The 23,290-nt window shown below is 39.1% G+C and carries 17 protein-coding genes; 13 read left to right on the plus strand and 4 right to left on the minus strand.

What is annotated here, in order from left to right; genetic code table 11:
• Positions 1 to 241: 241 nt before the first annotated feature.
• From ACR30L_RS04060 to ACR30L_RS04070, 3 genes are all read left to right on the plus strand, one after another.
• Complete coding sequence (locus ACR30L_RS04060) at positions 242 to 1,000, plus strand: DUF2971 domain-containing protein (RefSeq protein ID WP_435236767.1); 759 nt, start codon at positions 242 to 244, stop codon at positions 998 to 1,000.
• Positions 1,001 to 1,133: 133 nt separating this feature from the next.
• Positions 1,134 to 1,520, plus strand: coding sequence for a hypothetical protein (locus ACR30L_RS04065; RefSeq protein ID WP_435236768.1), 387 nt, complete (start codon positions 1,134 to 1,136; stop codon positions 1,518 to 1,520).
• A 247-nt stretch (positions 1,521 to 1,767) separates the two neighbouring features.
• On the plus strand, positions 1,768 to 2,505 hold the full coding sequence (locus tag ACR30L_RS04070) for a type II toxin-antitoxin system death-on-curing family toxin (RefSeq protein WP_435236769.1): 738 nt from the start codon (positions 1,768 to 1,770) through the stop codon (positions 2,503 to 2,505).
• A gap of 233 nt (positions 2,506 to 2,738) precedes the next feature.
• Here the strand turns inward: ACR30L_RS04070 and ACR30L_RS04075 are convergent.
• Positions 2,739 to 3,762, minus strand: a protein-coding gene (locus ACR30L_RS04075; RefSeq protein WP_435234330.1) for an IS630 family transposase whose coding sequence is annotated in 2 segments (ribosomal slippage) — positions 2,739 to 3,309 and positions 3,308 to 3,762 — 1,026 coding nt in all. Because the reading frame shifts where the segments join, the coding sequence is not laid out codon by codon here.
• A gap of 42 nt (positions 3,763 to 3,804) precedes the next feature.
• On the opposite strand from ACR30L_RS04075, the gene ACR30L_RS04080 reads away from it, so the two are divergent.
• The 3 genes from ACR30L_RS04080 to ACR30L_RS04090 all read left to right on the plus strand — a co-directional run bounded on the left by ACR30L_RS04080 (position 3,805) and on the right by ACR30L_RS04090 (position 6,848).
• Positions 3,805 to 3,960 carry a hypothetical protein gene (locus ACR30L_RS04080; RefSeq protein WP_435236770.1) on the plus strand — a complete coding sequence of 52 codons (156 nt, stop codon included), beginning with the start codon at positions 3,805 to 3,807 and terminating at the stop codon, positions 3,958 to 3,960.
• Positions 3,961 to 4,484: 524 nt separating this feature from the next.
• Positions 4,485 to 6,023 (plus strand): glucan biosynthesis protein, encoded by a 1,539-nt coding sequence (locus ACR30L_RS04085; protein WP_435236771.1) that lies wholly within the window; start codon positions 4,485 to 4,487, stop codon positions 6,021 to 6,023.
• Between the two features lie 198 nt (positions 6,024 to 6,221).
• Entirely contained in the window at positions 6,222 to 6,848 is a 627-nt protein-coding gene (locus ACR30L_RS04090) for a LysE family translocator (RefSeq protein ID WP_435236772.1), read from the plus strand.
• Positions 6,849 to 6,924: 76 nt separating this feature from the next.
• Here ACR30L_RS04090 and ACR30L_RS04095 read toward each other — a convergent pair whose 3' ends face one another.
• On the minus strand, positions 6,925 to 8,139 hold the full coding sequence (locus ACR30L_RS04095) for a right-handed parallel beta-helix repeat-containing protein (RefSeq protein ID WP_435236773.1): 1,215 nt from the start codon (positions 8,137 to 8,139) through the stop codon (positions 6,925 to 6,927).
• Positions 8,140 to 8,471: 332 nt separating this feature from the next.
• Here ACR30L_RS04095 and ACR30L_RS04100 point away from each other — a divergent pair, with 332 nt between their 5' ends.
• From ACR30L_RS04100 to ACR30L_RS04130, 7 genes are all read left to right on the plus strand, one after another.
• Entirely contained in the window at positions 8,472 to 9,926 is a 1,455-nt protein-coding gene (locus ACR30L_RS04100; RefSeq protein ID WP_435236774.1) for a phospholipase D-like domain-containing protein, read from the plus strand.
• Positions 9,927 to 9,953: 27 nt separating this feature from the next.
• Positions 9,954 to 10,712 carry an endonuclease/exonuclease/phosphatase family protein gene (locus tag ACR30L_RS04105; protein WP_435236775.1) on the plus strand — a complete coding sequence of 253 codons (759 nt, stop codon included), beginning with the start codon at positions 9,954 to 9,956 and terminating at the stop codon, positions 10,710 to 10,712.
• A gap of 347 nt (positions 10,713 to 11,059) precedes the next feature.
• On the plus strand, positions 11,060 to 11,413 hold the full coding sequence (locus ACR30L_RS04110) for a DUF805 domain-containing protein (RefSeq protein WP_435236776.1): 354 nt from the start codon (positions 11,060 to 11,062) through the stop codon (positions 11,411 to 11,413).
• A gap of 297 nt (positions 11,414 to 11,710) precedes the next feature.
• The gene (locus tag ACR30L_RS04115) at positions 11,711 to 12,163 is read left to right on the plus strand and encodes a GNAT family N-acetyltransferase (RefSeq protein WP_435236777.1); all 453 of its coding nucleotides are present in this window, start codon (positions 11,711 to 11,713) and stop codon (positions 12,161 to 12,163) included.
• A 113-nt stretch (positions 12,164 to 12,276) separates the two neighbouring features.
• On the plus strand, positions 12,277 to 12,816 hold the full coding sequence (locus tag ACR30L_RS04120) for an NUDIX domain-containing protein (protein WP_435236778.1): 540 nt from the start codon (positions 12,277 to 12,279) through the stop codon (positions 12,814 to 12,816).
• 297 nt (positions 12,817 to 13,113) lie between these two features.
• On the plus strand, positions 13,114 to 14,001 hold the full coding sequence (locus ACR30L_RS04125; RefSeq protein WP_435236779.1) for a site-specific integrase: 888 nt from the start codon (positions 13,114 to 13,116) through the stop codon (positions 13,999 to 14,001).
• Positions 13,998 to 15,050, plus strand: a complete 1,053-nt coding sequence (locus tag ACR30L_RS04130; RefSeq protein WP_435236780.1) for an IS91 family transposase — start codon at positions 13,998 to 14,000, stop codon at positions 15,048 to 15,050. Before ACR30L_RS04125 ends, ACR30L_RS04130 begins: the two co-directional genes overlap by 4 nt.
• Positions 15,051 to 15,482: 432 nt before the next feature.
• On the opposite strand, the gene ACR30L_RS04135 is transcribed toward ACR30L_RS04130, so the two are convergent.
• Together ACR30L_RS04135 and ACR30L_RS04140 are read right to left on the minus strand one after the other, a co-directional pair.
• Positions 15,483 to 18,230, minus strand: a complete 2,748-nt coding sequence (locus ACR30L_RS04135; protein ID WP_435236781.1) for a sulfide/dihydroorotate dehydrogenase-like FAD/NAD-binding protein — start codon at positions 18,228 to 18,230, stop codon at positions 15,483 to 15,485.
• On the minus strand, positions 18,230 to 23,236 hold the full coding sequence (locus ACR30L_RS04140) for a 2-oxoacid:acceptor oxidoreductase family protein (RefSeq protein ID WP_435236782.1): 5,007 nt from the start codon (positions 23,234 to 23,236) through the stop codon (positions 18,230 to 18,232). The genes ACR30L_RS04135 and ACR30L_RS04140 overlap by 1 nt, the downstream gene beginning before the upstream one ends.
• Positions 23,237 to 23,290: the final 54 nt, after the last annotated feature.

Genomic DNA, 23,290 nt, shown 5'->3' on the forward strand with positions numbered 1-23,290 from the left:
ACGTTTAATTATTGGGATCGACTTACATGGCGATTTTAAAACAGAAGGGAAACTCTCAACCATGAAAACCTCATGAGAAGCCTTATAAATTTGCTTATGATTCAATTTAATCAGACGGTTATTGAAAAGTGAATAATCTATTGAATCTCAAATAGTTGTGAATTATTGTGGTGTTTATTAAAAGTTATCCGGTTGAAAATGAGAAATTCTACAGTTTCGTTATACAAACAAGGAGGGATTATTGAAACTTTATAAATATGTACCATTTAATGATAAATCAGTAGATATTTTATCTAGTAATACGATGAAATTTTCCAAAGCTAATGAGTTTAATGATCCTTTTGATTGTGTTGTAAATTATGACGTTGAACGTTCGATAAAGCATATAAAAAAAGACAGAAAAGATCTTTTATTAGATAGCGACTTATATCCTGGTTTATCCGCTGCAAAAAGAATTCAAATGAGAGGACAGAGGCTTCATAAGATTAAACTTGCGATGGAAAATGGAACAATACAGTCCGATATTGTGAATACATGGGGAATTTGTTCTTTATCAAAAAATCCACTTAGTATATTGATGTGGTCTCATTATGCAGAAAACCATAGAGGGTTTGTTGCTGAATTCGATTCTTCGCTTACGCACTCTGCTGATTATCCAGAGAAAACACTTGCTTCATGGAAAATAGATTATTCCTCGAAAATGCCAAAAACTCATATGGGAGTAAGTAATTTCAATGATCTAAAAAGAATGTTCTTAGTAAAAGCATTAGAGTGGGATTATGAACAAGAATATAGGTGTTTAGCTCATAATTCTGGTCCAGGAATTCATAAATTTAAACCTGAGATACTTACTAAGATAATAGCTGGGGCTAAAATGGATCCTGAGCACTATAGGAAACTTGAATTGTTAGTTTCTCAATATAACCATCAGCATACATTGGCAGTGGAACTTTGCCGAGTTGAACTATCTAAAGCATCATACGAGTTAAAGTTTGTATAACAAGATAATTGGACTCCCATACACCTTGATGTAAATTTATGGCTGTCTAGTCTTTTTTATTACGTCAAAGAATAAAGAATACCATGGCAATGGAAATAGATGTTAAGAGATTAATATGGAGCTCTGAAATTTTATGGAAAGATTAAGAAATTGGTCCAAACTTTTATTGATAATCTTAATAACTATTTTAGTTAGCGCTTGTTCAAATATTTATTGGGGAGTCATTAAAAATAATACGAATGAAATTATTAAGGTAAAGCTTACATTAATAAATGAACATGGTACTCAGATTTTGGAGCTTCTACCTATAAAACCTAATGATAGTAGTATATGGGAATATGAACAATCGTCATTTGTAATAACCAAGATCGATAATGATTTATCTAAGGTTGAGGCAACAAACAAGGATGGGTGCACTATTATTTTTAACCGTGAGGCGATAGATAATAATGTTGAACAACATAAACAGCAAATAGTAATTGAAGCTCAAGATTTTATCGATGCTTGCAGTAATAAATAAAAATTTATGAAATGAACTTCTATTGAAGGTTAATGTTGTTTACTCAGTTAAAAGTATTTTGCACTAGCATTCCTTATTTAATTCTAACTGTTACCGTTAGATTACGAACCATTTCTGTTAGCATTTTGATTTATGAATAATAAAAAGATTGTTATCAAGGAGGTGTAACTTATTGGCTGTCCAGTTCTTTTGGGGAATACGGAGTTAATCGACTTAGTTACACTATTATATTTTTAAGGGAAAACTATTGAACATTTTACAGGTTAAATTTATTCATGAGTACCTAGTTGATTATTTTAAAGATAAAGAAGATCCCGTTTCCCCTCCTGGCATTAAAAATGAGGGGATTTTAGAGTCTTCTGTTCAAAGGCCATTTATGTCGGTTGGAGGGCGTGATGCATACACTGGTGTTTTTAATAAAGGTGCAGCATTGTTCCATTCGTTAATAAATAATCATTGCTTTCACAATGGAAATAAACGAGCAGCATTGTTATCAACTATCGTTTACCTTGGAGAGCATGGTTATTGGGTAACCGTTCCTAGTGATGAAGATATGTTCGAGTTCACTAGAATGTCAGCAGCACATGAATTGTGTGAAAAAAGAAGTGATGAATTGGACATCATTTCAGAATGGTTTAAATCAAACTCTAGGCGTAGAACAAATGGTGAGCACATGTTAAAGCTCCATGAATTGCGAGAAATATTGTCTGGCTTTGGCTTTGATTTTGGAGACCATAATAGTAATGGTAGAGCTATTGAAATCATAAAAGACGGTAAGGTTGTTACTAAAATTTTGAAAAAGGGGGCTAAAGGCAAAGAAGATTACGATAAACAATATATTCAACGACTACGTAAAAAACTTAAATTAACTTCTGCATATGGCATTGATAGCTACACTTTTTATGGAGAAAGAGGCTTTAGCGAAACGCTAGGTAAATTTATGAAAATGCGCCATCAAGTTATGCGCGAACTTGCTAAAATATAATCGGGTAGCCGTAGGTATCTAACCTCCAATCTTCAAGCTACCTTGCATGCAGTTTCGCTCGGGCTGTTTATCTTCTTTATGAATAGTGAATGTTGAGCAAATCTTTTCTTAATGATAACAAACATTGTTGTTCTAAAAAATCATTACTGATTGTTATATTAATCCCTTTCATTTTGAACTTCTAAAAGGTCCTTTGTTAGTTATACGACAACTGATTATACCAATTCCATTAATTAACTGGTCAAATTAATCCACGATCTTAAGCATAGTGAAATGACTCTATTAATATCACTTCTAAAGTTATTCCAAGCAATAGTGCACTTCTCTTCAATATCTTCATAATCACTAAAAACACGATTGGCAATTTCATTTTGCCTCATCCATGACCATACTTGCTCGATTGGATTTAATTCAGGAGAATAAGGTGGGATGTGAATAATGCTTAGATTAGCAAATGCTTGATCTAAGTATTCCTGATGCCAGCTGGCACCATCCATTATCACTACTGCATGGCGACCCGCTTCCGTTGCTTTGGAAATAAGCGATAGATGTTCTTTCATGATTTCCATATTACTAAAAGGAGCAATGATAGCTTCTGTTTTACCATTTGCTGGGCAAACAGCACCAAATAGATAAGCGTAAGTGTATTGTTGTTGCTGTACTACGCGTGGTCTCGTTCCTTTTTCAGCCCATATTCTAGTGGTCGTATTTTGTTGTCCAAAACGCGCCTCATCTTGAAACCAGATATCAACCCGATCTAACGCAACATGACCAGGGATCTTAAGGATCGTTTTTATTTTGAATTTTTTTAAAATCTTCCTGACGTTCAATTGACTGCTTGGGATGCTTTGAACGTGTCGTTATCCAACTAAGATTTAATTCGTGTAATAGGTTGTAAATATTGGATTTTTTATACTCAATACCAAACTCAACTAAAATATACTGCTGGACATCTTTTCCTTGGAGTCTGCCACCATCTGCCTTTACAGCCGAAGAAACAACAAACTCTTTCAGTTGAGACAGTTGCTTTTCGCTTAGGCCTTTTGGGCGCCCCGTATGTTTTTTCTCTTTTAACCCTGAAATTCCCTGTGTTAAATAGGTTTGTATCCAACTATTTGCACTCGTTCGACTTACTTTTAAGTATTCAGATATTTGAGTTCTATTTTTACCATCAAGAAAGTGAGATACCGCTAATAAACGAAGTTTTAATCTCGCATCTGAGGTTGAGCTAATCATTTTCGATAATTCTTGAGTCATATTCAGCACCTTTAATGAGTGCTTTATTAGATCATAAAATTAATGGAATTGGTATTACAAGACGTTCTTTGGATTAACGATTTTATTTTAGTGCGTGGTTTTCGCTATTGTAGTCGTTTTATTCGTATGAGAAAAGCATCGACAATCGACGCTGGATCTAATGGTTTAGATCGACAGTCAATTGATAGGTATTGGTAATGAGAAAATAATTCATCATCCCTATATAAATAGGTTGTTGAGTTTGCCTCTGAAAAAGTAGTAGTCCTATTACTTATACTGTTAAAATGCACGTGGAAATAGACCGTAATGGAAAGTGTATTGTTTAATCCATAACTTCGAAAAACTAAGGAATAGCCTACATTAAAACGGGAGAGAAATTGTCAACCATGAAAACCTCATGATAAGCCTTATAAATTTGCCTATGACCCCATTTAATCAGTCAGTTATTGAAAGTGAATAATCTATTGAATCTCAAATAGTTGTGAATTATTGTGATGCTTATTTAAAATAGACAAAAGAATTAAATACTAAAAAGAACTTTTAACAAAATAGCTGTCCAAGGAAGATTGAAAGTTATATTGAAACAGAAAGGGCTGTTCGTGAGACGACACTTAAGTATACTCGCATTCAGCTCTAGCCGTTCGGTTTAGCCTTGTTGGCGGATTAATCGTAATCCGTACCGTGCTCTTTTTATCAAACTCAATTTATTGGTGATTATCTTAATGAAATTAACGTTATTTATTGCAATTATTTTTTCTACCTCGATGTCGTCTTATGCGGCAGAAGCATCAGATAAAACGGCGTTTACATTCGAAGATTTAAAAGCCCTTGCAAAAGCGTCCGCAGGTAATCCCTATTCACCCGCAGTGGTGCCTAATCCCGAATTAATTGAGAAAATTACCTACGATCAACATTGGAAAATACGCTTTAAAGAAGATGAAACGTTATATCCAAGTGGAAAAAATGCGCCAGTACAGTTTTTTTACCCTGGTCGGTATTTTCAAGAGCCCGTCAATATTTATATCAGAGACAGTAAAAATCGGATCCAAGAGGTGACTTTTAGTAATGAGCTGTTTGATATGCCGTCGGATAGTCCCGCACATGATCTTCCAGAAGGATTCGGATTTGCTGGTTTTAGAATCATGCGTCCGGATATGCAACCAGATTGGATATCGTTTCTTGGTGCATCTTATTTTCGTACCGATGGGCCTGAAGGGCAATATGGGTTATCCGCACGAGGCATTGCGATTAATACCGGTATGAATCAACCGGAAGAATTTCCTCGTTTTTCTGCTTTTTGGCTTGGCCCAGCAGAACACAAAGGAGAAAGTTTATCGGTTTGGGCATTGCTTGATGGCCCGTCTATTACCGGTGCCTACCGTTTTGGCTTAACCAAAGACAATAAAAAAGCCAAAGGGCATATAACATCAGTGACTGCTCATTTGTATATGCGTGAAGATGTTGAACGATTAGGCATTGCGCCGTTAACCAGCATGTATTGGTATTCAGAAAAAGATAAAACCATTGCTAAAGACTGGCGACCAGAAATTCATGATAGCGATGGTGTTGCTATTCACACGGGCGCTGGCCAACATATTTGGCGTCCCCTCAATAATCCACAATCCGTGTCGACGAATAGTTTTATGGATAATAACCCACAGGGGTTTGGGTTAATTCAAAGAGATCGGGATTTCAATAATTACCAAGACGACGGTGTGTTTTACAATAAACGTTCATCGGCTTGGATCAAACCCATTGGCGATTGGGGAAAAGGTGCCGTGCAGTTAGTCGAAATCCCAACTATTGATGAAACATTCGATAATATTGTTGCCTATTGGGTGCCCGAAAAACCAGCTCGTAAAGGCGATGAGTTTACCTTTTCCTATGATATCGAATGGCGGCCACTTGATCCAAAATCAGACGCGTTAGCCAGTGTTGTGAATACGCGTCAAGGTTTGGGGGGAATACCTGGCCAACCGATTCCTGAAGGCGTCAATAAAATGGTCATTGACTTTGAAGGACCTGTATTGAAAGGGCTCGATAGAGATAGTGGCATTAAACCTATTATTGAAGCTAGCAACGGTGAAATTGTCGAGCCAATTGGAGTCTATCCGATTGTCGGCACAAACCAATGGCGATTAGCCTTTGACTACAAACAAATTAATAAAAATCCAGTCAGTATCCGCGCGTATTTAGTTGATAAAAAAGACGCGGTTATAAGTGAAACATGGGTAAGTGACGCCACTGTAAATATTAAATAAACGAGAAGATAAAAATGGGCAGATCTTTTAATTTACATTGTTCGTTGATGAATTACAGCCACAATGCGGTTTACTATTGAATTATGTATTTTAAAATATCGGCCTTAACACGCTTGTCTCGTCATCGAATTTTTATTACCTGCATATAATATTACCGACGACTGCTATCTACAGCATGAAATACAAAGGAAAATGAATATGGATATTGAAACCTGGTTAGCATTTGTTGCTGCATCGTTAGTGCTTACCATGACGCCTGGCCCTAGTATTTTATTAGGCGTTGTACATGCGATGAAATATGGCCCAAGTAAAACGGTTATTACCGCTTTGGGGGATATTTCAGCGAATTTTTTACAAATGATGCTTGTTGCGATTGGTTTAGGTGCTGTTATTGCAAGCTCTGAGTCTGCTTTTTTAGCGATTAAATGGTTTGGTATTGCGACTTTGATCTATATGGGAATAAAGATGCTACTTGGCAAGCCACCTGAAATTAATAATGTCAGTGAAGCAGCGCCTGTACCCAAGCATAAACTTTTTCTAAGTGGTTTTTTTGTTGCAGCCGGAAATCCAAAGGCGATTGTCTTTTTTACTGCTTTCTTTCCTCAATTTATAGACCCAAGCCAACCTTTATTTCAGCAAATGGCAATCATGTGTCCAACCATGGCGACCTTAGATTTCACATGGGTGATGATTTACGCGCTATCAACCAAAAAATTCCTCGGGTTTATGAATACGCATCCAATGGTTTTAAATCGCGTAGGGGGCTCTGCACTTATTAGTGCTTCGGTTTTCTTAATGTTTAGTAGTCGGGCTTCTCAGGCTTGAATATCAGCAAAATAGATCAGCTAATGTTATTTCTGTTATTAATCATGCCGCACAAAAGCGGCATGATTCGAAAAATCTAACGTTCAGTTAATTTTCCAACATACATTTTATTACTATCGACAGGAGTGCGAATATTGCTTGATACGACATTCGTTGCGTTTGAATCTTTAACATTGTTTTTGACAACCCAATGAGTGCGGAACAGAGATTTAGTGGATTCTTTGCTTTGCGGTTTGCCCTTTGAACCCAGTGCTATGGTCAAGGTTTCTGGCTCTTTAGTGGCACGGTAATATTCATCGTTAAATGTTAAGACATTATCGTGAATATTATTATGGTAACCCCAACCTTCTGATTTCTCATTTATTTCAAAGGCATTATCAAAATATTTATTACCATTTTGATTACCAGTATTGTAGGCCGCTTCAGTATAATTTCCTTTAAAATCAATATAACTTAAGCCACCGTTAAGAATATCAATCATGCCTGCTGCATTGAACGTATTACCAATAATATAGGAGTATGAAGATCCTTCTTTGACATCAATGTGTTCTGCCGTCACGTTTGGCCCAAGGGTATTGGTTAGAATTTGATTATAATTAACAGCAGGATCATAAGTTCTTGAACTTTTACCTGTGCCGTCCCACTTGGTGTAATCGGATCCGATATAAACGGCCTCACCGTATTTAACATTATAAAGGCCAGTATTATAGACGGTGGAGTTTTTTACGATGTTATAGGAGCTGCCATCGCGCAGATGAATACCTGCTTGGCCGACTTCGTGTACGGTGACGTTATCAATGGTGACATAATCAGCTTGATCTAATGCAATGCCCGTGCGGCCATTCATAACTTCAATATCTTGAATATAGATATAGCTAATGCCTTCCTCTGGTTTATTAGAGGTACCATTGATAGACAAGACGATTTTATTGTTATAGTCATCGCCATTGAGAATAGGCATATTTTTGGAGTCTTCACCAACAATCCAGATTGGACGTTCCTGCGAGCCTCCTTTTGTTAATTTAAAAAATCCCGTGTAAGTGCCTGCTGCAATAACGATTTTATCGCCAGCTTTTGCGTTGGATAATGCTTTTTTAAGTTCACTTGCGGAATTAACTTTAACAACATGCCAGTCAATATTTGCAAAATCCATGGTCATTTCGTTTCCGGTCACCGTATAGTTGCTTGCATAACCGGTTGTGTCATTAATGCCATCTTGAGCAAATACAGATGAAGCAAGTCCAAGGGATAACATTGCAATTATTATTTTATTGTGGCTAAAGCCTTTCATATTTACATTCCTTTCATCTAGATTGTTATTAAGTAATACAATATGCCTCAATTGAATCGTTAAATCGATAATGTAAAGTGAGGAGGGAGGGGGTAAGTCACATTTTAAATATTTAAAAGCAAAAATAATGTTAATGTCTGCCGTTCATTTAAATCATTTCATGTTGAGATTAGGTACAACATTTTTTAACCTTATAAATTCATCGGCGACTCAAGTGAATGAGTCTGTATGCTTTAATGGGTATATTTGTTTTATGCTTTATTATTTATTCGAGATTGGTTTAACCACTTAGTTGTATAATGTTTTTTATCTCTTTGGTTTAGGTTGGTTTTATGCAGATATTTAAGGAATTAATTGAATTTATTACCCTACACTGGGTTTCTATCATTGTTCTTTTTCACCTCAGTTTATCTATTCTGACATCCATTCATGTACTGCTATTCAAAGAAAATGAGCGAACATCATTGGCTTGGATTGGCCTTGTTATTCTGTCGCCCGTTATCGGCAGTTTATGTTATTGGTTATTTGGGATAAATCGTATTAAACGATTAGCTAAAAAATCCCACCCCTCGGATCTGAAACCTGACTTTCAATATCAAGATAAAAAAATTAAACGCGACCATCTGCCACCACACTGGCAATCTGCAATTATCTCTGGGTATACGATACATCCGGTTAATCATGTTGTTGGCAACCACATTACTCCGTTGATTAATGGCGATGTAGCCTATCCAACAATGATTCAATCAATCAACGAGGCGCAGCACCATATTGTTTTATCTAGTTATATCTTTGATTATGATTCACTGGGAAAGCAATTTGTTAATGCCTTGTCTTGTGCTCATCAGCGAGGTGTTATTGTTCACGTGCTCTTAGACGGTATCGGCATTGGGTATAGCTGGCATAAATCCGACCGTGCTTTAAAAAAATTGGGGATTAAAACGGCGCGTTTTTTACCTGCTATTTCACTGACTAGTATTCGCTTTATTAACCTAAGAAATCACCGGAAAATATTGTGTGTGGATGGCAATGTTGCCTATGTTGGTGGGATGAATATTAGTAAAGATAATGTTGTCGAAACGGCGGAACATCCCATTGATGATGTCCACTTTAAAGTTACAGGCCCAGTTATTGATCAGATTAGTAAAGTGTTTATAGAGGATTGGTTTTTTGCGACTAGAGAGGTCATTGACTTCCCGCAATACAAATTGGACACATTGAACTTAGTCAATGAGCAAGGCGTGATTGCTCGAGTGCTTCAAGATGGGCCAGATGAAGACCATAATAAAATTTCATGGATATTAATTAATGCATTAGTGGCCGCACAAACCAGCGTTAAAATCATGACCCCTTATTTTATTCCGGATGAAAAATTAATGACGTCTCTGCATGCTGCGGCATTACGTGGCATATTGATTGAAATTATTGTTCCCAGACACAGTAATATTTTTACCGTGGACTGGGTAATGGAAGCGAATTTTGCGCGTATCACTAAGCATGGAATAAAAATATATAAGAACAATCGTCCCTTTGACCACAGCAAAATCGTCTTAATCGATGATAATTGGTCATTTATTGGTTCAGCCAATTGGGATGCTCGTAGCCTTGAGTTTAATTTTGAAATTAACCTAGAATGTTTTGATAAACATTTAAATGCCGAATTAACTGATTTATTTAATGCTAAAAAACAAAATGCGACCCAAGTTATCGCGGAAGATATTAATAATCTGCCGTTCTATAAAAAGGTGCGTAATAACCTATGCCGTTTATCTTCTCCCTATTTATAATCATTGTTGTTAAAGGTTTATATTCATATGATTAAACATCGCTATTGTGCAATTGAGTCTTTGAAAACGATGGGATGTGCCTCGACGCAAGCATTCGGGTCTACCATTAATATATTAATGTGGAATATTTTTAAATGTAAACGACAAGGATGGCAGGATGATTTTATAAACCTGATGAATAACAAAGATTTAGTGTTGCTACAGGAAGCTATTCGAAATACCCCCTTTGATGATTACTTTAAAAATTCAATTCAATATCAATGGATTATGGCAAGTAGTTTTAAAAACCTAAAAACAAATATTGAAACGGGCGTTAAGACTGGCGCAAATGTGCAATCAATAAATGCCTATTGTTTAGCATCGGAGCCTAGCGAGCCGATTTCTAAAACTAAGAAAATGTTGATTGCGACGTTATACCCATTATCAACATCGAGTGAACCTTTGTTAGTGATAAATGCACATCTTATTAACTTTGTTTCTTTTCAAAAATTTAGGGTCCACCTTGATCAAGTATTTAACACCTTAGCGGAACATAAAGGCCCGATTGTATTAGCTGGAGATTTCAACACATGGAATGCGAAAAGGTTACAATATTTTAATAAACGTGCAATTTCTTTTGGTTTAGATGAAGTTGAAATGGATCGTCAGGCGAGATTTAACCACTTATATCAACACCTTGACCATATTTATTATCGCGGATTAACCGTAGTTAAAGCACATGTTCATAGTGATATTCATTCCTCGGATCATTATCCCATTAGTTTATCTTTGCAGGTGACGCCGTAACCCATTTTAATGGCCGTCACTAATACGTGATGTATTGATTTTTATCTCTTCTGAAAAGGCCTGATGAAAATCGTTATTTTTCTTATGATTAAGCATTGATGAAAATTGTTATCTTATTGATAAATTGTTCAATTTTGATATTGTCCCATCAAATTTAAATGAAAAAATAAAGTCTGTTTGCTGCTTGTTAAGACGAGGCGTTTTTTAGACTTTATATGGTCTCCTATGATGTCCTTTGTGTTTTAGGGAGATGGTATAATTTTTTAGATGAATTTATCAAAAAATCAATATGTTGAACGGCTTATATTGTTAAGTCGATATTTATGAAAATTAAAAGGAAATTAAAAATGGAATGGTATGTAGCTGTTTTAAAAAAGTATACGGTTTTTTCTGGAAGAGCAAGACGTAAAGAATATTGGATGTTCTGTTTATTCAGCTTCATTATTACATTGGCCTTAGGATTTATTGAAGGACTATTCGGCGGGCCTGGTTTAATTAGCATGGTTTATAGTTTGTTTGTCTTTATTCCTAGTCTAGCCGTAACCATTAGAAGACTCCACGATACTGGTCGATCTGGTTGGTGGTTTCTCATTATCTTTATTCCTTTAATCGGTGCAATCGCATTACTTGTCTTTATGGTTTTAGACAGTCAAGCTGAACATAATGACTTTGGTGAAAATCCAAAATTAGTTGCTGCTTAACTTCAGAGCATCAATCATTATTTATATCAATAGTATTAACTATGAGATCTAAATTTTGCCTAGGAAAAATGATTTAGTTAGAGGCTAAATTTTATGTAAGTGGTTGTTCCATTTGCTAAAGTTTTAACAAAGAAATAAACAATTTTAATTAGTAAAATAGATCACCTCATTATTACGATTGGTATTAATTTATGCCTACTTGGAAAGTCTTTTGTAGATATTATTTCATGTAGGCATTTTTGTTTATATTCAATTGTTTTCCAAACGAACAGTAGGCCTAATAATTAATGGATAAATATGGAAATTAGAGAAGCAAAGCAACTTGATTTAGAGTCGTTATCATTGTTATTTCATGCTTACCGTCATTTATCGGTAAGTTTACCTATTGCGAGCACGATTCAGGATTCTAAGGACTGGTTAATAGAAAGATTTAACAGTAAAGAGGCAATATTTCTTATTGCCATTGATGATGGTAATTTATTAGGCTTTGCGACTTTATATCAAGGTTTTAGTTCTATTTCTTTAAGAAAGTATTGGGCCCTAAATGATTTGTATGTACGAGATAAAGCGCGAGGGAAAGGTATCGGTTCAAAATTATTGGATGCCGTTGATCGTTATGCGATTACAACCAACGCAAAAGGTGTTGAATTGGAAGTCTCAATAGGTAATAAATCGGCACAACACTTATATGAACAGTTTGGTTACGAAGAAAATACTCAATATAAACGTTATTTTAAAACGAATAAATGAAATGAGATTTGCTCACCCTAGAGTCATTAACCTTAAATTGGTGTGGAACTAATCGCTTGTTGATTTTTGCATCTTGAATGACAATGGGGATCACCATTATTATTGGATTTTTTATGATAAAAACAATTTCATCTACCGAGAAATATACAAATAAATGGATCACCGTTCATGAAGATATTATTGAACGTCCAAGTGGGGCGACGGGACTTTATGGTGTGGTTGAAAAAGTTGATTTTGCCGCAATATTAGCGATTGAAGACGGCTGTATACATTTAGTTGAGCAGTATCGATATCCAGTCAAGCAAAGGAGTTTGGAGCTGCCAATGGGGTCTTGGGCTGAGCAACCTGATGCTGACCCAATGGAACTTGCACTTCGTGAGTTACAAGAAGAAACAGGATATGCGGCAGGGCGGATAGAAAAAATTGGTTTTCATCATGTTGATAATGGTACATCGACACAGGGATGCCATGTTTTTATTGCGACGGATTTAACTTTTGTAGGTAAAAATCTGGATGCAGAGGAAGAAGATTTAACCTCCACTAAGTTGTCTTTACTTGAATTTGAAAAAAGGATTATCGACGGTACCATTCTTGATGCTTGTACGATTGCTTGTTATGGCCTTGCAAAACTAAAGGGCATGATAACGGTTTGATCTAAACACATATGATAACGTTCTAATCGTTACAAAGTTTTATTAAATTACTTACATCGACCTGTTTATGGTCTTTAAAAAAGCGGCTAAAGCCGCTGCCCCAAGCCCCCTTGCTTTACCTTAAAAAAGGAATTTGGACGTCGATTTTAGTCGATTTGTTTATGGTATATGACAGGTTCCTGGCTTAAGTTATTGTTGAACGAAGCCGCTGCGCGGCAGAAAAAAACATAAAATCTCCAGACTGTTACTGTGTTCAGTAACACGTCCAGTTCGGGCGTGCCTACTGGAGCTCTCATCATGAATGCTATCGAACAACAACGCTTTGATTTTCTTTATGAACAACATCTTATCAATTTAAAACTACAAGGTAAAAGACCTGCGACCATTGATGCCTATTCCCGTGCCATACGTCGTATTGCGACCTACTTCAATCGTACACCAGATACGCTGACCACACAGGATCTAAAACAATATTTTAATGGTTTAATTCAAACACATTCTTGGAGCACCATTAAACTCGACCGCAATGGTTTACAGTTTTTTTACCGCTACACACTCAATAAACAATGGGAATGGCTCGATATTGTCAAACCCCCACAGGTGAAACGACTCCCTGATATTTTAACACCTAAGCAAGTAAGTGACTTACTGACCAACACGAAACAACAACGTTACCGTGTGTTTTTTCTTACCCTGTATACGCTCGGATTGCGACTGAGTGAAGGACTTAATCTCACCGTTAATGATATTGATAGCGCAGCCATGCAAGTCCATGTCCGCGAAGGTAAAGGTGGAAAAGACCGACTATTACCATTGCCCAAACGCACACTAATGGCACTTCGCGTTTATTGGAAAACGCACCGTCACCCGATATTACTATTTCCGAGTAAATTTACCGACTCCGATGTCCCGATGGATAAAGGTAGTGTGCAAAAAGCCATGAAACAGGTCATTGATGACTGCCGTATTAATAAACGTATCAGTCCACACTCACTCAGGCATTGTTATGCCACACATCTATTAGAGCAAGGATTAGACTTACGTTCACTGCAAATATTACTGGGCCATAACAGTTTGAATACAACAGCGCGTTATACCCAACTGACACAGGTAAAACAAAAGGAAACTATCAAGATAATAAACCGACTTGCTAATAACCTAAAGGGTATTGAGGCAGTTTTATGAGTACATTTATCTCACTACTTCGCCAACATCAACAGGCATTTGAGCAGCAGTATGACAATAAGCTTAACCATGATATGCGCAGTGCCATTCACGCTATGTTAAGTTGTCAAACACAGCAACAGCAGCAGGTAAAATGGTGTTGCTCACAGTGTAAACACAGTGAACAACACCCCATATCCTGTGGACATCGACACTGCCCACAATGCCAACACCAAACCACATCCGACTGGCTAATGCGACAGCAACAAAAATTGTTACCAACCCATTATTTTATGGTGACGCTGACGATACCTTATCAGCTTAGGGCATTAGCACTGTATCAGTCAAAAGCCTTTTATAAAATCCTCTTTAATGTTGCCCAATCCACACTGAAAGATTTTTCAAAACGTCAGAATAAAGGGGAAATGGGGTTTACGATGGTGTTGCATACCCATAATAGAAAGCGCGATTTACATCCTCACTTACACGTTATTATTCCTGCGGGGCGCTATGACAAAGTTAAGCAAGTATGGCATAAAGGCGATAAGCACTATCTGTTTAATGAATTTGCCTTAGCAAAGGTATGGCGCGCACGCTTACTTGATGCAATTAATCACCACGATAGATTAGCATTACCGCAACAACTGCCCCGTAAATGGATAGTTGATTGTCGCCATATTGGTTATGGTGAGCATGCGCTGCAATACCTATCTTGCTATTTATACAGAGGTGTATTACCCGACAGAGATATTATCAAGGTAACCTCAAACAGTGTGACCTTCCGCTATCGCGACGGTCAAACCAATCAATGGAAAATCAGAGTATTGCCACCATTACAATTTATTTGGCTGATTTTACAACATGTCTTACCCAAAGGATTTCAACGTGTGCGTGATTATGGATTCCTGCGCGGGAATGCTAAAACCGTTCGTTTACGCATTCAACAGTTATTAATGACAGTAACAAAATGGATTGCACCTATACAAGAGACCATTAGAGGGAAAGCAAAACGAAGGTGTCCTTGTTGCCAGTATGAAATGCAATATGCAGGAATAATACGACAGAGTTAGCCGAAAGGCAGAATATAATAAGGATAATGGCTGCCACGTAAATAAAAGGACAACACAATAAGATAAACGACAGGAAATAAATCCACAACCTATTGATAACGTTACACTTCATGCGTTATCTCAGCCAAACTCGTCTTGCGAAAAGACACAAGACAACATCAATCTAGATATCAATTTCACAATTTACTATAAATAAGCTGCTCGGGCTTGTTCAACACCCAGATAAGGTGTCGGCTGCGCGACACCTATCCTTATTTGTTATATTAATCTCCGTGTTATCACTTTATAAAATGACTTTGGGGCGTCGACTTTAGTCGATTCATTTTTTGTTTAAAGCAGTGGCTGCAATTATATGGGAAAACAAGGAAAGCTCGATATTTGCCTCTACCCTCTAATGGGCAGAGGTAAATATGCAAGCATTATCACCAAATATTATTCATTAATAAAATGATGCTCTATTTGGCTTTGGTGCTCTTGGGGTTTAAATTGATTAAATCGTGGTAGGAATTTGTCCCAGTCAATACAATGGCTGTCCATTTCTGGGCCGTCGATACAAGCATGTTTACGTACCAGCTTACCATTTTCCATGATCGGTACCATGCAGGCGCCACACATGCCTGTGCCATCGACCATTATCGAATTAAGACTAGCAACACAATTGACTTCGTATCCAAGGGTTAGATCACTGACTGCGCGCATCATTAATGGTGGGCCAATGGTAATCACTTCTGCAATGGTATTGATTGTATTTGCTTGATTTGCGATCAGCATATCCTCAAGTGGGGTAGTCACAAATCCTTTTATGACAAAGGAACCATCATTACTGGTATAAATTATCTCAAGCTGTTCTGGATATTGTTGTGATAACTGTGCGAGACGTCCACCTTGCTCGGTCCAGAAACACAGGTCTAGATTCCTAAAACCAGTGATTAATGTGACTTGATTTCCAAGATCAAGATTTGCACGCATAATGGGATAAACAGCCGGTAGGCCAACACCACCAGCGGTAAAAATAACACGTTGATTGTTCGGTTGTTGGGTCACTTTGCTAGGGTTACCCAGTGGGCCGGCAATGGCGGTAAAGCAATCACCCACCTTCATTTGGTTAATTAATTTGGAACTACTACCAAGCCCCTGAACTACTAAGGTAATGGTGCCGGCTTTGCTATCCCAGTCTGCCAACGTCATAGGGACTAATTCGCCTTTTTCATCTGCTAAAACACGAATAAATTGTCCTGCTTTGGCCGCCTTTGCAATTAACGGGGCTTTAATAGTCAGTTCGACAATATCATTGGCTAAGTCGATGCGGTTAATGATTTCAGTGTCGGTTTGTCCCAGGTCGGTATAATGACTCGCTTTGCTGACTAAAGTACGTATTTGTTCAGGTGATAAGGTAAAGCCTTGCATGATTTCTTTAGCCGCCGCTTGGCCATCACCGGCCGCTTTGATTGCCGTCGAACCGCCACGCGTTGCATCACCACCACTGTAAATACCGGTCAGCGATGTTTGCTGTGAGTCTTGATTAAGCTGTACCGTGCCCCATTGCGTCGTTTGTAGATCTTTTTCTGCATCTTTTACAATCGGATTTGGATTGTTTCCCAATGCCATAATCGCGAGATCAACGCTAAACATTTCAGTTTCGCCCGTTGCTTTAGGGCGTCTGCGACCAGACTGATCCGGTTCTCCCAATGCCATTAGGTCAAGCTTACAGCTGGTGAGACGGTGGTTTTTATCTCCGATAAATTCAATCGGAGAGCGTAACTCTTTGAGTTTGATACCTTCCTCAAGGGCATGATGAAGTTCTTCAACTCTGGCCGGCATTTCCTGTTGCGTACGACGATACACAATCGTGACATCTCCACCCAATCGGCAGGCTGTACGTGCGGCGTCCATGGCCGTATTCCCACCGCCAATAATCATGATTTTTTTGCCTTGTACTTCTGGGAGTGGGGTTTCATAGTCCGCTTGATTGGCATGCATTAAATTAACCCGAGTTAAAAACTCATTCGCGGACATGATATTTAATAGGTGTTCGCCGGGTATATTCATAAAGCGAGGTAATCCGGCGCCGGTGCCAACAAATATTCGGGTAAATCCAGCTGCTTTTAAATCCGCTAGGGTAGCCGTTTTGCCGACGACATAATTAACCACAAAGCGGCCACCTAATGCTTTAATTTTGGCAACCACATCATCGATTAATTGATTTGGTAAACGAAATTCAGGAATACCATACCGTAATACGCCACCCAACGCGTGAAATGCTTCAAATACGGTGACTGGGTAACCTGCTTTTGCTAAAAGGTAAGCATTAATAAGTCCCGATGGTCCGGATCCAACAATGGCGACCGGTGGTTTTGTTGCAATCGCCCACGGGTTACATTTCACTAATTGTTCAACTTTACCCTCATCTAATAACCGTTGTCGTTGCGGTAGGAACCATTCAATTTGCCCTATTTCAATGGGTTTTTCTTTCAAGGTACATTGACCTTGGCATTGTAACTCTTGCGGGCAAACACGACCGGTGACATTCGGGAGGGGATTGGCATCGCAAATAAGCTCAAAAGCGGCTTTTAGTTTCCCTTCACCGACTAAATTTAATGCTTGAGGAATATGAATTTTGACTGGGCAGCCGCCTTCATTTTCACCTGTAACCTCACCTTGTTTATTGCAATGCGGTGTGCCGAGTTCACAGGGACTATCTTTGCATTGTTTATCACGCAAAACTTCGAGCCAAACAAATAGCTCAACTTCGCGCATGCTGTAGCCTAATCCCATATAGCCAAGATAACCTTGGTTAACCAGATCAAAGTCCGTGCGACGTTCGCTTGCGGGACGTACATAGGGCGGAATATTATTTTTGTTTGGCCAGTCTTCTGATAACCCCTTAAACATGGGATAACGGTCAGATAAATGCTGATCAATAGCCCGGATAAATACCCGTTTCTGTTTAAGAGGGATATGCCATAGATAACGTTGCAGTGTCGTACTGAATGCATTATTGGCTAATAATAGTTTCCATAATGTTTGAGTAAATGGAGCCGTGAGCGATGGTTGCTTAAACATCTGTTGAATCGCCCGTTGGCTATCTGCAATGATCATTTGCTGGAATCGTTGTGGATCCTGCTCGATGCTCTGCATTAATAATTCACGTTGTGGTTGTGATAGTTTAGTTTCCATCATTAACCCTCCACGACAACGGGTGCGTTAAACTCGATAATTTCTGCACTACATTCATCGGCAACACGCGCAGCGCGACGGATCAGATCATCTGTTATTTCAATGTTATCGAGTGCACCAGGAATAACCCGACTGACGACTTTGGCTTGGCCATTATCAACAATCGTGGTTTTTTCAAATAATTCACCTAACTCTTGATAACAGGTTTTACAGTTAGTGCATTTGTGTTGATTTGCTTCATTAATGACCACCAAGGGTTTATTGGCCGTATCCGTTAAATTTGGTGTCGTTGTTGGCTCTACCTGTGCGATCGGAATAGAAGGGGCTGCGGATAAGCTCCCTGTGGTTAGGGCGAGTTCCGCTAAGCCATCGGCAATGGTATCAATAGCTTGTTCTTTTTCATCAACAGCTTGTTGATAACGCGCTTGCCATTGTGTTATTTGCGCTTGGTGGGCTTGTTCGATTTTAACCATGTGTTGACCGCTGATATATTGCAGCATTCGCCAATTACGTAAACGTTCTTCACAAAGGGCAATAATCGTTTCGGATACGGTTAATTGGATTAAATGATGTTGTTTATCCGTTGCCCAAATAAAGGGCACTTTGCCGACTCTATCTGCTGGTGCTAAGGCGATATAATCAGCCACGGCGAAACCTGATTCGGTATTCGTTAATGGTTGGAATTGTTTTTTAAAGCGTCCTTCCTGGAAAGCAAAATCAGCAGGAGTAAATGGCAATTGTTTTAATTCAGTCATTCCATCAACATCGGTGTAGGTGATGGTTTGGGTTGCCCAATCCTGAGTGAGTTCAGGGTTGCCTTCGAGTGAAAAACGTTCGATAAAGGTATCGCCTTTACGTGGATCGTGAACAAATACCGGGCTCATACGACTTTCAACGGCTAATCGTGCATGGCGAGTGCTAGCATCATCGGCAATGCCCTGTTCTCCCATGCAAGGTGTGTAAACATCAAGCAGTGCAGGGGAGTCTTGATAGTTGATATACTCTATCAAGTTTGACATAAAGTGACCTTGTAATCCGGTTGAAGTTTGTACAACCATGACTTTTGGGTGGAAGCTTGCAATAATGCCGAGCTCTTTGCGGGATTCTTGTTTACCACTATGGGCGCTTCCAACACGACTTAAATCTGAGTCCTGTGCCATAAAGCTAGAGGTCGAAGTTTGTCCGCCAGTATTTGAATATCCACCACTATTAAGTACTACGACTTTAATTGGGGTCGATGTTGTTAATAAACGAGAAAGTGCGCCAAAACCGATATCATAGGTGGCACCATCGCCGCCGATACTAAATACCGTAGGTAATAAAGCAAGTTCCTGTTCGGTAAAGTTTGCCCATTCTAGATAACGCAGCTGTTTATCATGAATATCGGGATCATAATTGTCATTAATCTCTAATTGCGCACAACGAAGCGCTTTAATTTGAGAAAGTTGATTTGCGACTTCTCCTTCAAAAATCCCTTTTGCGAGTGCCGGAGCGTCTTGGAATAAACTGTTTACCCAAGGATCGTTATACGGATTAGATGGAAAGGTTGATGCGTATACACTACTACAACCCGTTGCATTAGCGATCAGTGCATTAGCGGGACCTTTACCCGTTGGCCCATTTTCAAAGTAGAATAACCGTTGTTCTAATGTTTTCATTGTGTCTTGAATGCGCGTAGCGCGATGGCTATCTTTTTCGTCTAGGGTCAGTGTGGTTAGTTTGTCTTGTAATTGTTCAATTAGACTTTCTAAGGTATTAATATGCATTTGGTAACGTTGTTGTTGCAGTGCATGATTGACCGAAGTGACTAATCGTAACGTGGTTACTTCTCCACAGCCTCGACAAGCACCATGACCTGAACTCATTGCATAGTAACTTTCTTTATTCAGTAATAAACGTTTCGGTTGACCGCCGGGTTGACTGGCTTGCTCAATAAATCGACTTGGGGTGTTTGGCATGGCCGCTAAGGTATCAAAACGATGATGCAATTTTGCATTGATGGCAGAGGTCTGGCGCACTTTTTCAAGCGCATTGCCACTACAGACTTCGACACATTCCATACAGCCACTGCATTTATTCGGGTCGATGGTGACGCTAAATAATCCACCAGATCCGGGCATCGATTTTTCCATGGCATCGAAAAAAGGTCTGGTACGACTAAAGGGCATATCTTCAAGTAGATCACTGGCATTGATAAGCTGTTGTTTGATGGTTTGGTTATCAAAGCTCATGTTATTGAGCACATTTTTCATTAGTAGATGTAATGGTGCTTCTTCGCCTTTTGCAGTATTGCGATATTGCTGACGTATTGCATCACATACGCTGGGTACTACCGCTTGGATAAGTTGATGTTGCATTGGCGGCAATGTCAGTTTGTTAATAACCGTATTTAAAATATCATGCAGTTCATGGACCGCATTAGGAATTGCACCATCGGGACAGGCGACCGTACAATCCATACAACCGGTACAATTTTCAGGATGATACAAAGGCACATTTAAACGAAATAACCCTTTATTTTTAGTGATGGCACTGGCTGGCGGTAAAAACATACCTGAGCCGGGAATAACCGGTGCTTCGCTAATGCTGTCATTGGCATATTTTTTACCGGCAATATTATCGAAGTATGCTTGGTCGAAGAGACTACAACTGGCATTATTTCCCTGTGTTGATTGGGCGGCAATGACGGTTTCTTCATCCACTTGAATATCACTAAAGTCTTCGTAGTTAACCGCCTGTGTGGCAAGTACACCATCGCGAATAACTGACATATTACTGGCAACGACTTTTTCTCCCTTCGCACTAAATTTTTTATTAATTTGTTGCTCTATAAGGGCTAACATTTGCTCTCTTTCAACACCTTCTCGGACTTGTTTTGCATGTCCACATAGTGCGCCAATAAAGGCGATGCCCATCATACGTATTTCTAAACTCGCAACCGGTGCATGTTCTCGTGCGACTTTAAAGGCATCAACAATATAAAAGTTAATGTGTTTAGCGCGAATATACTCACGCGCACTTTGTGGAATTTCTTGCCATACCTGTTCGGGAGTATGCTCAGATTGAAGAATAAAAGTCCCATTGTCAGTCAAACCACTTAGTGGATTGGTATGCATAAAGACCTTGTGATCCGGTGACAGGGCGATTTCAATTTGTTGTAGTTCAGCATTGGTTATTTTTATTGGCTCGGGTGATAACGTAATAAAGAAATTCGTTGGTGCACCACTTTTTTCTGAGCCGTACTTAGGCATCGATTTAGAATGCAAATTAAGTGCACCGGCAAGAATACCCGTGAGTAATTTACCCGTTGCAATCGTGCCGTAGCCACCCACGGAATGAAAACGAATACGCATGGCGCTGGCAGGTAAAATATTAGGGTTTTCACCAATTTCGAGTGCCATTAATTCCGTATCAGGGTAAGCATCGTGGAGACGTTGTTGGGCTGCACTTAATTCCCCCGATGCTTGATAATTAAAGAACTGACTGCCTAGGTAAAAGAAGGGTTTTGTATTTTCAGCAAACATATTTTCAAAGGCTGCAATGAGGTGACTCGGTTGTAGATCATGACCTCCTAATCCAAATATACCGGTATTAACCTGTGGTGGATTAGTGATTGGCATTATGCCTTTATGACGAAGAGTGATGGCATTTTCAACCGCTTTAAATAAAGCGCCGGTTACCCGTTCGGTGAGGCGTGTTTCATCACAGCGTTCAAGCACGGTAACGGATTTTTTGCCTGCGAGTTTTTCAACTAATTGGGCTTCAGGGAAGGGATTGAGTTGTTTGATTGAAAGCACGCCAACTTTATGGCCTTGAGTTCGCAAGTAACTGGCAACCGCTTCAGCATCGTCGGTAACGGAACCAAGTCCGAGTAATACATAGTCAGCGTCATTGCACATAAAATCCATGACAGGTTGATATTGACGGCCTGTTAATTGTGCATATTCGTCCATTGCTTGGGTGACAAATTTTGCTACGTCACTTCTAAAGTGGGTGTGATGATCGACAATACCTGCTTGAAAGTCTGGTTGGTTTTGCACGCCACCGGTTAACCCTGGATTATGCGTGTCAACTAATGCAGGAACACGTTGACGGGTATCTTTCTGATAAGCGTTTAACCATGTTCTTCGCCATTTTTTCTGCAGTGATTCTGGCACAAACTGATTTGTATCTTCAACATACTCGCCATTTCTATCTAGCTCTAAGCGTGCGCTATGTTGATCGATATAATGCTGTAATGTTTCACGTTGTTCTGGCCAAAAGTCTTGTTGGTATTTAGCAATGAACTGTGTGAGTTGCCAGACTCGCCCCTTCGCACCATACAACATCCGCTGTGCTTCGGTTGGCGCAATAATTCGATCGCTAGGATCGCCAAGGAATTGTTTAAGCATTTCTGGTTCAGGAAGGTCGACTTCACTTTGGATATGGCTGGTGGCAAAACCATCCATTGTATTAGCAACGGGAATAAGAGAAAGTGAGCTAATGCGATAGGCGATAGCTGCTAAGTCAGCTGCCTGTTGGGCATTACTGGCAAATAGCGTGGTATAACCTGCGGAAAGTAGTGCGTAAACATCATCGTGGCCCGCCATGACATTAAGTGAATGACGTGATACCGAACGTGCAGCAACATGAAGGACAAAGCCGGCAGCTTTTTTACCGACGGTCACATAATGTGATTCTAATCCGTACAGAATACCTTGGCTAGAAGAGGCGTTGGAGATATATTTCCCACCCGTTAATGCAGCCCCTAGTGCACCACTTTGTGCCGAATGTTCCCCTTCAGGTTCAAAGAAAAAAGGATGTTTTCCCCAGACGTTACAACCACCCTGAGCGCGGAAGGCTTCATATAATTCTGAAATTTCAGTGGAAGGCGTAATCGGGTAACCAATAACCCCACCACAGACATGATCAATTACGTATGCGACGGCGCCATTACCATGAATAACGGTTTGTGTGCCTGGATAGGGAGGCTTTTTTTGCTGTTGCTCTGTTTGCGGATTTAAAGACATAACCAACTACTCCTCATTGTTGAAAGGCGGTGCTGTTGGTCGATGTTAAAGGCC

The sequence above is a fragment of the Psychromonas saccharinae genome (genome assembly GCF_051201515.1).
In the GTDB taxonomy this organism is placed as follows: domain Bacteria; phylum Pseudomonadota; class Gammaproteobacteria; order Enterobacterales; family Psychromonadaceae; genus Psychromonas.

Coding starts and splice junctions, on each gene's coding strand:
- ACR30L_RS04065 (WP_435236768.1), top strand. CDS start 1,134: ATGGAAAGATTAAGAAATTGGTCCAAACTTTTATTGATAATCTTAATA.
- ACR30L_RS04080 (WP_435236770.1), top strand. CDS start 3,805: ATGGAATTGGTATTACAAGACGTTCTTTGGATTAACGATTTTATTTTA.
- ACR30L_RS04085 (WP_435236771.1), top strand. CDS start 4,485: ATGAAATTAACGTTATTTATTGCAATTATTTTTTCTACCTCGATGTCG.
- ACR30L_RS04090 (WP_435236772.1), top strand. CDS start 6,222: ATGGATATTGAAACCTGGTTAGCATTTGTTGCTGCATCGTTAGTGCTT.
- ACR30L_RS04095 (WP_435236773.1), bottom strand. CDS start 8,139: ATGAAAGGCTTTAGCCACAATAAAATAATAATTGCAATGTTATCCCTT.
- ACR30L_RS04100 (WP_435236774.1), top strand. CDS start 8,472: ATGCAGATATTTAAGGAATTAATTGAATTTATTACCCTACACTGGGTT.
- ACR30L_RS04105 (WP_435236775.1), top strand. CDS start 9,954: ATGATTAAACATCGCTATTGTGCAATTGAGTCTTTGAAAACGATGGGA.
- ACR30L_RS04110 (WP_435236776.1), top strand. CDS start 11,060: ATGGAATGGTATGTAGCTGTTTTAAAAAAGTATACGGTTTTTTCTGGA.
- ACR30L_RS04115 (WP_435236777.1), top strand. CDS start 11,711: ATGGAAATTAGAGAAGCAAAGCAACTTGATTTAGAGTCGTTATCATTG.
- ACR30L_RS04120 (WP_435236778.1), top strand. CDS start 12,277: ATGATAAAAACAATTTCATCTACCGAGAAATATACAAATAAATGGATC.
- ACR30L_RS04125 (WP_435236779.1), top strand. CDS start 13,114: ATGAATGCTATCGAACAACAACGCTTTGATTTTCTTTATGAACAACAT.
- ACR30L_RS04130 (WP_435236780.1), top strand. CDS start 13,998: ATGAGTACATTTATCTCACTACTTCGCCAACATCAACAGGCATTTGAG.
- ACR30L_RS04135 (WP_435236781.1), bottom strand. CDS start 18,230: ATGATGGAAACTAAACTATCACAACCACAACGTGAATTATTAATGCAG.
- ACR30L_RS04140 (WP_435236782.1), bottom strand. CDS start 23,236: ATGTCTTTAAATCCGCAAACAGAGCAACAGCAAAAAAAGCCTCCCTAT.